Origin of the sequence: Methylorubrum podarium (genome assembly GCF_022179745.1) — a bacterium.
Taxonomy (GTDB): domain Bacteria; phylum Pseudomonadota; class Alphaproteobacteria; order Rhizobiales; family Beijerinckiaceae; genus Methylobacterium; species Methylobacterium podarium.
Window position 1 is genome coordinate 1 of the sequence record NZ_BPRD01000154.1, and the last position, 9,943, is coordinate 9,943.

The window sequence follows — 9,943 nt, forward strand, 5'->3', positions numbered from 1 at the left end:
CGGCCTCCGCCCCCTCGACCGGGAGGCGCGCCCAGAAGGTCGAGCCCTCGCCGACGCGGCTCTCGACGCCGACGCGGCCGCCCATGGCGACGATCAGGCGCTCGGCGATCGAGAGGCCGAGCCCGGTGCCGCCGAAGCGGCGGGCGATCGACTGGTCGGCCTGGGTGAAGGCGGTGAAGATCCCTGCCAGCCGGTCCTGCGGGATGCCGATGCCGGTGTCGGACACGGCGATGCGCAGGACCGGGCCGGACGCCTCCCGCTCCATCTCCATCCGCACCAGGACATGGCCGGCGGCGGTGAATTTGAGCGCGTTCGAGACGAAGTTGCCGAGCACCTGGCCGAGGCGCACCGGATCGCCGAGGAGGGCGCGCGGCACGGAGTCGTCGATCTGCGCCGCGAGGTCGAGCCCCGCCGATGCCGCGCGTTCGGCGAACAGGGTCACGACGGTGTCGGCGACGTCGCGCGGGCTCAGCGGGATCCGCTCCACCTCAAGGCGGCCCGCCTCCACCTTCGCGAAATCGAGGATGTCGTTGATGATGGCGAGCAGGGATTGGCCGGAGCGGGCGATGACCTGGGCGTAGCGCCGCTGGCGCGGCGGCAGGTCGGCCGAGGCCAGGAGCTCCGCCATCACCAGCATGCCGTTCATCGGCGTGCGGATCTCGTGGCTCATGGTCGCCAGGAAGACCGACTTGGCCGCGTTGGCCTCGTCGGCGGATTGCTTGGCCTCGATCAGGTCGTGCGTCCGCAGCCGGATCTCCTCCTCCAGGCCCGCATTGTGGCGGGCGATGGCGCGGTCGCGCTCGTTCACCGCCCGCAGGAGGTCGTTGAAACTCTCGGCCAGGGCGCCGACCTCGCCGCTGCCGGCCTCCGCGCGCCGGGAATAGTCGTGGCCGAGGCGCACCCCGTCCATGGTCCGCGCGAGAGCGGCGAGCGGCCGGGTGACGCTGCGCTGCAGGCCCATCGAGACGGCGAGCCCGAGGGCCAGGGCGAGCAGCCCGGCGAGCACCGCCGTGAGGCCGACCTCGGCGATGCGCTCGGCGAGGTCGCGGTTGTCCGAGACCAGGACCACGCGTCCGATGGGGCGGGCGTTCTCGAGGATCGGGACCGAGACGCGCAGCGTCCGCGTCGTCATGAGATCGAGCGGCGAGACGGGTCCCTGATCGAGGTCGATGTCGTCCGAGAGGCGCAGGCCGATGCCCTGCTCGGCGAGGATGTCGCCGTCGCCCCGCTCGACCGCGGCGTAGACCAGGGCCTGTCCGTGGGCGATCGCCCGCAGGGTGCTCAGCGCCGCCGCCTCGTCGCCCTGCGCCGTGGCCTGGGCGGCGCTCGCGGCCAGGATCTGCGCGGTCATCCGCAGAACCTCGCGCTTGGCGGCGGCGTAGCGCTCAACCTCGCGCCAGGTCGACAGGCCGGTCAGGAGGAGAAGGGCGATCGCGACGGCGCTGGCCACGGCCAGGGCGAGCCGTCCGGACAGCGAGCGGATCGGGTTCGGGAACGGGGTGCGCACGGGACGGGTCTCGCGGGAAGGGTCACGCGCCGGAGCGGGTCGGTGCTCCGGCACGGGTCGCGACGATCACTGGCTGATGACGAGCCGCCCCGAGATCGGGCCGACCCCCTTCGGGATCGGAACGCTCGAACGGTTGTAATCGGCGTTCAGGTAGAGGTTCGGGCCCTCGTAGAGATTGATCTGCTGGGCCACGACGACGGTGTAGGCGGAGAGGTCCGCCACGGGCCGCTTCGAATCGATCACGAGGCGGCCGGCCGGGAGATAGATGGTGCCGAGCATGGTGCGGGTGTTGTCGCTGATGATGCGGTAGATCCGCATCGGCTTGCTGGCGCCGAGCGCCGGGGGCGTCGGGCTGATGATGTCGCCGAGGAGCGTGTCAACGGCCAGGACCGGATCGAGCGGCAGGGTGACCGAGGGGTCCTCGGCCATCAGCAGGCCCGCCATCACGCCCGTGGTCGGGGCCGAGAGATCGACGGTCGTCTTCTTGTCGAAGAGAAGGCCGCTGTTGTTGCCGGTGAAGTAGAAGGCGACATCCTTTCCCGTCATCGTCGCCCTCTTGTCGACGACGAGGGGACCGTCCTTCATGACGTAGATGCCCGGCCGCAGCGTGACGACCGCATCCTTGGTGATGTGCAGGCCGCCGCAATAGGTGCCGGGTTCGAGGGTCGTCGTCTCGGCGACGACGTTGCTTCCCTTGCTCTTGCCCGTCAGGGCATCGGTCAAAGCGAAGATTGCGGGCAGGAGCTGACAGGTGCCGACCGGCGGGGCCGGCCGGTTGCGGAGCGGATCCTGGATCACCGGACAGCTCGTCTGGGGATTGGGCGTGAAGTTCGCCCGGTCGTCCCTGAAGCCGCCCGCGGAGCAGATCGTCTGCGCCCGGGCGAGCGAGCCGTCGCGGCCGACCATCCCCGAGCTGCTGGAGGAGTTCGAGTAGAGGGCGCAATCGTAGGCCGTGACCTGAGCGTTGCGCTCGAGGTTGAACGCACCGGGCGCGGCGGGGTCGAGGGCCAGCATGCACAGGCGCATCCGGCCGACGACGCTCGCCCGGGCTCGCACCGAGACCGGCATCGACGCCATGCCGACGAAAGCCCCGAAGGTGAGCTTGACGACCTGTTCGGCGCGCGCCTCGACGCTCGTCTTGTCGGAGGCGACGGTGACCTGGATCGAGACCGGCGCGTCGGCGCCGGTCTTCGCCTCGGCCTGGATCGTCTGGGTCGTCAGGCCGACGATGGATTCGGTGCTCGAGACCACGAGCTTGAGGGCGTTGCCGCCGGCCAGCACGCCGGCATCGACCGCGCTCTGCAGTTGCGTGCGCGCGGAGACGACCTTGGCGTAGTCGATGGCGCCTCCGACCAGGCCGATCAGGGTGGAGGCCGCCAGCCCGAAGATCACCGCGACCGCGCCGTCGTTCTCCCGGTAGAGGCTCGAGAGGGGCTGTTTCCACCGGCTCGTGCGTTTCGCCTCCCTCTTCGCGTCACCCGTCACCATCGTGACTGTTGCCCCATCTCATGTCGCATCGCATCTCAGACGTAATTCCTCCGAGTTAATAGGATATACTTGGCATCCTAAGCGTGGCGTCCGTACGGTTTACGCACGATTTACAATGACGAGGCTCGGGGGAAGACTTGTCCGACGCGGATATCGCCGGCCGTCCGAGGGAAATCGAAACGGGGGGCCCGGATCACGCCGGACAGGGCTGCCCGCCCGGCAGGACGACCTCGACCTGCCCGTTCTTCGCGACGCCGTCGCGCACCGGCCACACGGTCTTGGCGGTGAAGGTCACATCGTTGAGGAACGGGAAGAAGGAGAACAGCGGCCGGTAATGCAGCCGCGTCTCGGCCATGACGAAGCGGTCGCCTTTCGACGCCGTCCCCGCCGGCGGGGGGCCGATGTCGGAACCGACGGCGCGGGCCGTGTCGCCCTGCTGGACGCTGGAGCAGACCCGGGCCACGAAGCTGTTTCCGACCTGATAGACCCCTCCGGCCGTCAGCACGACGCCGATGCCGGCCAAGCTGTAGGGCGAGGCCACGACCTGGGCGGCCGAATAGACGTCGTTGATGTCGCTGTAGTCGCTCTTGGACGCGAGGTCGGCCATCGTGGTCGTGGCCTGCGCCAGACGGTTGTTGGTGGCGATGGCCCGCGGAAGTTCGATCGTGGCCACGAAGAGGAGCACGAGGACCGGCGCGATGAAGGCGAATTCGACGGCGCTCGCCCCGCCCTGTGCCCGGCCGGCGCGGACCAGGGCCCGCGAGAGCGGCTGCCCTTTCACGACGGCGCGCCATCGCGCCCTGAGCGGCCGGCGCAGCCTCATGCACACGACTTTTCCGCGTAACCCTCAGCGCGGAAGACGGCCGTCGACGTGAGGAGCTGCTTGCCGCCGGGCATCCGCTGGCCGGTATAGTCGAGGAACCGGAACGGCCGCAGCATCGGCACGGCGGCGCGCAGAACGTGGACGCTTCCCCCCGAGGGACAGGCGAACTGGTTGCCGAAGCCGGCGGCCCAATCGCCGCGGCCGGCATCGTAGGCCGGTGCGATCTGCTTGACGGCGAAGGTGGGGCTGCGCACGAGGTCGAATCGCATCTCGTCGCATTGATAGAAGCGCAGGCCCGTGCCGCAGAGGAGGCCGCGCAGCTGCTGTCCGACGTCGGCGCCCTCCTGGAAATCGCCCGTCCGGATGATCCGGGCTGCGCGTTGGACCGCGACGTCGAGCTGGTGCTGGGCGAAGGCGAGGATCGACGCCTCCATGATCACCAGCACCAGGACGAAGAGCGGCAGGATGACGAGGGAGAGTTCGACCGCGGCAACGCCGTCGACGTTCCGAACGAACCGAGACCTCAGAGCATCTGATGTTGCAAGGCGCCGACGATGCGGGAGGGGCTCGGAGGGGTTCAAGGACTTGGTCTTCGTCGATGCCGCTTCCCCGGAGCCTCAGCACCGCTGGAATCTTCAAGATGAGACGTGCTCGTCCGGCCACGGTACGACGATGCGCCTTTATGCACCGTGAATCCGGCCGGGAAGAATGTTGAATTTGCCCGTCCCAAGGGCCTGTACCGACTCTTGCAAAGCAAGGGGTCAGTCGAAGGATTGTGATCGTGACTGTCTCGATCGACTGCTTCGGATTGCGGAACGAATATTTTTGGAGCAGGCTATATTATCTGCGATTGACTCGGTTCCATTTCGAAAATCATTTTCGGACAGACTGTAGATTTAATCGATATCAGACCGGTCATCGACAGCATGTAAATCAACAAATCGCCGACATGATTCTTCGGCATTCCTTGCCGGTCGATCAAGCTGCCCGCGTCGCGTCTACGGTGGCGCGGCCGAGATCGAGGAAGCTCTGGACGGCCGTCCAGCGGCTCAGGAAGGCCGCGACGATGGCCGGATCGAAGTGAGAGCCGGCGTTCTCCTGGAGATAGGCGCGGGCCCGTTCCGGCGACCAGGCTTGCTTGTAGGGACGCTCGGTCGTCAGCGCGTCGAAGACGTCGGCCACCGCGACGATGCGGCCGGAGAGCGGGATGGCCTCGCCCTTCAGGCCGTGCGGGTAGCCTTTCCCGTCCCAGCGCTCGTGGTGGCTTCCCGCGATCTCGGCGGCGAGCCGCATGACGGGCGACTCGCTGCCGCCCAGGATGCGCTGACCGCGGTCGGCGTGCCGCTCCATCTCCCGGCGCTCCTCGGGCGTGAGGGCACCCGGCTTGAGCAGAATGGCGTCCGGCACGGCGATCTTGCCGACATCGTGCATGGTCGCGGCCAGGGACATCTGCCGGGAGGCGGACGCGGACAGTCCCATCGCCTCGGTGATCAGCCCGACATAGGCGGAGACCCGCGCGATGTGGTCGCCGGTGTCGGAATCCCGGTGCTCGGCGGCGCGCATGAGGGTCGAGACGATCTCGCGCTCGCGCTCCTCGACCATCGCCACCGCCGCCGCGACCTCGCGGGCGAGCTGGGCGGCATGGTCGCGCTGCGCCCGGTGGGCCTCGGAGAGGGCGAGCAGGTTCGTCACGCGGGCGCGGATCTCCACCGCGTCGGCGGGCTTGGTGAGGAAGTCGGTGGCACCCGCCTCCAGCGCCTCGCGGCGCAGGCTGCGCTGATCGTGGCTCGTGACCATGACCGTGGGCACGGTCGCGAGGCCGGGGACGCGCCGCACCGCGCGGATGAACTCGATGCCGTTCATGCCCGGCATCTCGTAATCGGTGATGACGACGCCGATCTCGGCGGCACGCGCCTGCGCGAAGGCGAGCGCCTCCGTCGGCACGGTGAAGGCGTGCGGCACGCATCCCGCGAGCGGCCGCAGGGAGGCGACCATCACCAGGTTGTTCATCTCGGCGTCGTCGAGGACGAGAGCGAGCATCGATCCGTGTCCCAGGCCTGCCGGACCCCCTGTCCAGCCGGGTGCTCTGACGGCGATCCTGCGCTGGACGGACCCAGTAGCGCCCGCGTCCCTTGCCGAAAGATGAAGGCGGCTCCGTGCATCGCCGGCAAAGTCACGACATCGCGTGGAAAAGTTCGCAAAAGTTGGTGCGGCTCTAGCGGGACAGGAACAGCGGCACGGGGCAGCTTCGCAGCAGCGAGCGCGTCACGCCGCCGAAGAAGAACTGGCGTGCGCGGGAATGGCGGTAGGCGCCCATCACGACCATGTCGGCCCGGAACAGGCCGGCCTGGGACCGCAGGGTGTCCCCGACGGAGCCGGAGACGGGCAGATCGTTGACGACGACGTTCACCCCGTGCCGGGCGAGGTGGGGCGCGAATTCGGCACCGGGCACCGCGTCGCGGATCTCCGCCGCGTCGCCGACGGAGACGATCTCCACCGCCTCGGCCGCGCGCAGGAACGGCAGCGCGTCGTTGGCGGCCCGCGCCGCCTGGGCGCTGCCGTCCCAGGCGACGATGATCCGGCGGCCGGCGAAGGCCGCCTGCCCCGGCGGCACCGCGATGACCGGGCGCCCGCTCTCGAACAGGGTCGACTCGATCGCCTCGCGGTCGAGGTCGCAGGTCCAGATCTCGGCATCGAGGACGGTCAGGTCGTGCAGGCGCGCCTGTTGCGCCAGCCGGCGGATGACGGCGGGATAGGGCAGGCTCGGCGTTTCCGTCGTGCACACGACGCCCGCCAGACGTGCATCGACCGCGGCGCGCTCCGCGACGGCGCGGGCCAGGGCGTCGAGGCGGCGGTCGATCTCCGCGACGCTGCCGTCGTCGAAGCGGCTGATCCAGCGGTCGTCACCCGCGAGGCGCCAGGAGGCCGACTGAAGGGTCAGGTGGGCGCCCGCGGCCTTCGCCAGCGTCAGGCCGTAGCCGACGGCCGACGACGCCGTCCCGCCCTCGTTCTCCACGGCGACGCCGACGAGGACGTCGCGGAGGCCGACGGGCGCGGAGGGAACAGGCTGGGACATGGCGGGGCTCCGGTCTGGTCCGCCCTATCGTTGGTGCGGCGGGGACGGCTCGGCCTTGATCCAGCGCAAAGGGAACCCGTCACGCCGGACGCGACGCGAAAAGGATATGCCGGTCCGCCCCGCCGTCGCCGCCGATGCCGTTTCATCGAGCTACGGTTGTAAGGGGCATCTTACATGCCGGCTCATCGATCGATTTGCTCCTCACGTTGCCTTTCTATACAAGCAAAAATTGCGTAATCTTCGTCCGAAAATCTTTGACGTTTTTGGATGATGAAGGAAGGTTCAAGATTTCGTTTATCAAATGACATGATTGGCGCTGGCGTCGTGTGGCAATGATCTTTGCCTTCCACGCAGCGACTTCTGGGGTGGAAACGATGACGCTCCCCATTGCCGCGCTCGATGCAGCGCAGGGTGGAGACGCGGGACTGACCGTCGAGGATCTCCGGCAAACCCTCCACGAGGTCGGCGTCTGCATCTGGTCGCTGGACATCCCCACGGGCCGCGTCAGCGCCTCGCAAAGCTGTGCCTGCCTCTTCGGCATCCCCTCCGAGCAACTGACCAGCTTCGCCGCCACGCAGGTCGTGGTGCATCCGGAGGACCGCCAGGCCCGCGCCGAGGCCATCGAGGCCGTGCTGCGGAACGGCGGCAGCTATGAGGTCGAGTACCGCGTCGTGCCGCCGAACGGGCGGGGCGGCTGGCTGCGCTCGCGCGGGCAGGTGCATCTCGACGCCGAGGGCCGGCCCCGCCGGCACCGGGGCGTCGTCTTCAGCATCGACGAGCAGAAGCAGGTGGAGGCGGAACTGCGCGCCCGCGAGGCCCATCTCCGCTCGATTCTCGACACCGTGCCCGAGGCGATGGTGGTCATCGACGAGGCAGGGCTGATCCACTCGTTCAACCCGGCGGCCGAACGCCTCTTCGGCTACGCCGCCGCCGAGGCGATCGGGCAGGATGTCGGCCTCCTGATGCCGGAGCCGATGCGGGATCGGCACGACGCCGATCTCGGGCGCTATCGGGAGACGCGGGAGCGCCGCATCATCGGCACCACGCGGACCGTGACGGGCCGGCGTCGCGACGGCTCGACCTTTCCGATGGAGCTCGCCATCGGGGAGATGAGTTCGGGCGAGCGGGTGTTCTTCACCGGCTTCATCAACGATCTCACCGAGCAGCGGCGGACCGAGGCGCGGCTTCAGGAACTCCAGTCCGAACTCGGCCACGTCTCGCGCCTGAGCGCCATGGGCGAGATGGCGACGACGCTCGCCCACGAACTGAACCAGCCGCTCGGCGCCATCAGCAATTATACCAACGGTTGCCGCCGCCTCCTGGCCCAGCCCGATTCAGAGGCCATCGTCAGGGCGCAGGAGGTTCTCGACAAGGCGGCCGAGCAGGCGCTGCGGGCCAGGCAGATCATCTCCCGCCTGCGCGAGTTCGTCGCCCGGGGCGAGACGGAGAAGCGGGTCGAGCCGGTCGCGACGATGATCGAGGAGGCCGGCGCCCTGACCCTGTCCGGTGCCGACGAACAGGGGATCACGGCGCAGGTGGTGCTGGACCCGCGGGTCGGATCGGTGCTCGCCGACCGGGTGCAGGTGCAGCAGGTTCTGGTCAACCTGCTGCGCAACGCCCGCGAGGCGATGCAGCGGAGCGGCCGGCGCGAGCTGACGGTCGAGACGCGGCGGGTCTCGCCGGAGTGGGCCGAGATTGCGGTGTCGGATACCGGCGCCGGCATCGCCGAGGAGGTGGCGGACCGGCTGTTCCAGCCCTTCGTCACCACCAAGGCCGGCGGGATGGGCGTCGGGCTCTCGATCTGCCGCACCATCGTCGAGGCGCATGGCGGGCGCCTCTGGGCCGAGCGCAATGCCGTCGGCGGGGCGACCTTCCGCCTGACGCTCCCCGTCGCGCTAGACGGAGAGATGTGATCGATGCCCGCGCATCCGCCTCCCCTCGTGCACGTGGTCGACGACGACCCCGCCATGCGGGACTCGGTCGCGTTCCTCCTCGACACGGCCGGCTTCGACGTGCGCCTCTACGAGGCCGGCGCGATCCTGCTCAAGCGGCTCGCGCCGCCGGTCAGCGGCTGCATCCTGACCGACATCCGCATGCCCGGACTCGACGGGTTGGAACTGTTCCGCCGCCTCCGGGCGGCCGGCCACACGCTTCCGGTGGTGATGATGACGGGGCACGGCGACGTACCCCTCGCGGTGGAGGCGATGAAGCTCGGCGCCTGCGACTTCATCGAGAAGCCGTTCGACGGCGAGGCGCTGCTGCAGGCGCTGCACGCCGCCCTGGAGCGGGGCGGTCACAACGGGACGGTCGATCCGACCCTGCAGGAATTCGTCCGGCGGCTGCTGACGCTGAGCGAGCGCGAGCGTCAGGTGCTCGACCATCTGGTGGCCGGGGGCACCAGCAAGGAGATCGGGCGCCTGCTCGACATCTCTCCGCGCACCGTCGAGATCTACCGGGCCAAGGTCATGGCCAAGACGCGGGCGGGAAACCTGCAGGAGCTGGTGCGCTGGGCCGTGCGGGCCGGTTTCGCGTGAGGCCGAGTCCCTCCCGATCGAGAGATCCCTCGCGGCCGGGACCGGTCGTGCGCGGACGAGGAACAGCCCGCCGCGGGACTTGGCGGGCGCGGCGGCTTGCGCGGATCGGCCCAGGGCGCAACGTGGGGGGACACGGCGTGCGCCTTCCCTGCTCCGGCTCGTCGCCAAAGCTGACAGGGCGCGCACCGCACGGCGTTGATCTCGCGCAATCGCACGCGCGCACGACCCGAGCGGAGGCCGCGATGCGCGCCCGATCTCTGTGGTCGGAGCGAGGCCGCGGCATCGTCCGCACCGCCGCGGGCACTCTGCATCTCTACGTAGTTTTCCTTAAGCAAGGCGACTTAAGAGAGCGTCCTGAATATCGTCGGCGCGTCGGCGCGGCCACTCTCGCCCCATCGAGACGGATGAGGAGCGAACCGATGGGCACCAAATCCACGCCGAGATCCGCCCTTGCCGCCGCGCGGTCGCGCGCGCTGTTGCGGAGCCTCCCTGGAAGCGGCCATCGAACCGGCCTC

At 69.3% G+C, this 9,943-nt stretch carries 8 protein-coding genes; 2 read left to right on the forward strand and 6 right to left on the reverse strand.

Going from position 1 to position 9,943, the window contains the following annotated elements; translation table 11 throughout:
- The 6 genes from MFF42_RS08025 to MFF42_RS08050 form a co-directional block, all read right to left on the reverse strand.
- Positions 1-1,507 (reverse strand): ATP-binding protein (locus MFF42_RS08025; RefSeq protein ID WP_238255270.1); only part of this gene is annotated, 1,507 nt, incomplete at its 3' end.
- Between the two features lie 66 nt (positions 1,508-1,573).
- Positions 1,574-2,995 carry a TadE/TadG family type IV pilus assembly protein gene (locus MFF42_RS08030; RefSeq protein ID WP_238255271.1) on the reverse strand — a complete coding sequence of 474 codons (1,422 nt, stop codon included), beginning with the start codon at positions 2,993-2,995 and terminating at the stop codon, positions 1,574-1,576.
- A gap of 193 nt (positions 2,996-3,188) precedes the next feature.
- A complete protein-coding gene (locus MFF42_RS08035) occupies positions 3,189-3,818 on the reverse strand; it encodes a TadE/TadG family type IV pilus assembly protein (protein ID WP_238255272.1) in 630 nt (209 codons plus the stop codon).
- Positions 3,815-4,399, reverse strand: coding sequence for a TadE/TadG family type IV pilus assembly protein (locus tag MFF42_RS08040; protein ID WP_238255273.1), 585 nt, complete (start codon positions 4,397-4,399; stop codon positions 3,815-3,817). Before MFF42_RS08040 ends, MFF42_RS08035 begins: the two co-directional genes overlap by 4 nt.
- A gap of 397 nt (positions 4,400-4,796) precedes the next feature.
- Positions 4,797-5,858, reverse strand: a complete 1,062-nt coding sequence (locus MFF42_RS08045; protein WP_238255274.1) for an HD-GYP domain-containing protein — start codon at positions 5,856-5,858, stop codon at positions 4,797-4,799.
- 175 nt (positions 5,859-6,033) lie between these two features.
- On the reverse strand, positions 6,034-6,894 hold the full coding sequence (locus tag MFF42_RS08050; protein ID WP_238255275.1) for a universal stress protein: 861 nt from the start codon (positions 6,892-6,894) through the stop codon (positions 6,034-6,036).
- Between the two features lie 374 nt (positions 6,895-7,268).
- Here MFF42_RS08050 and MFF42_RS08055 point away from each other — a divergent pair, with 374 nt between their 5' ends.
- Together MFF42_RS08055 and fixJ are read left to right on the forward strand one after the other, a co-directional pair.
- A complete protein-coding gene (locus MFF42_RS08055; protein ID WP_238255276.1) occupies positions 7,269-8,807 on the forward strand; it encodes a sensor histidine kinase in 1,539 nt (512 codons plus the stop codon).
- A gap of 3 nt (positions 8,808-8,810) precedes the next feature.
- Positions 8,811-9,428 (forward strand): response regulator FixJ, encoded by a 618-nt coding sequence (fixJ, locus tag MFF42_RS08060; RefSeq protein WP_238255277.1) that lies wholly within the window; start codon positions 8,811-8,813, stop codon positions 9,426-9,428.
- Positions 9,429-9,943 lie beyond the last annotated feature (515 nt).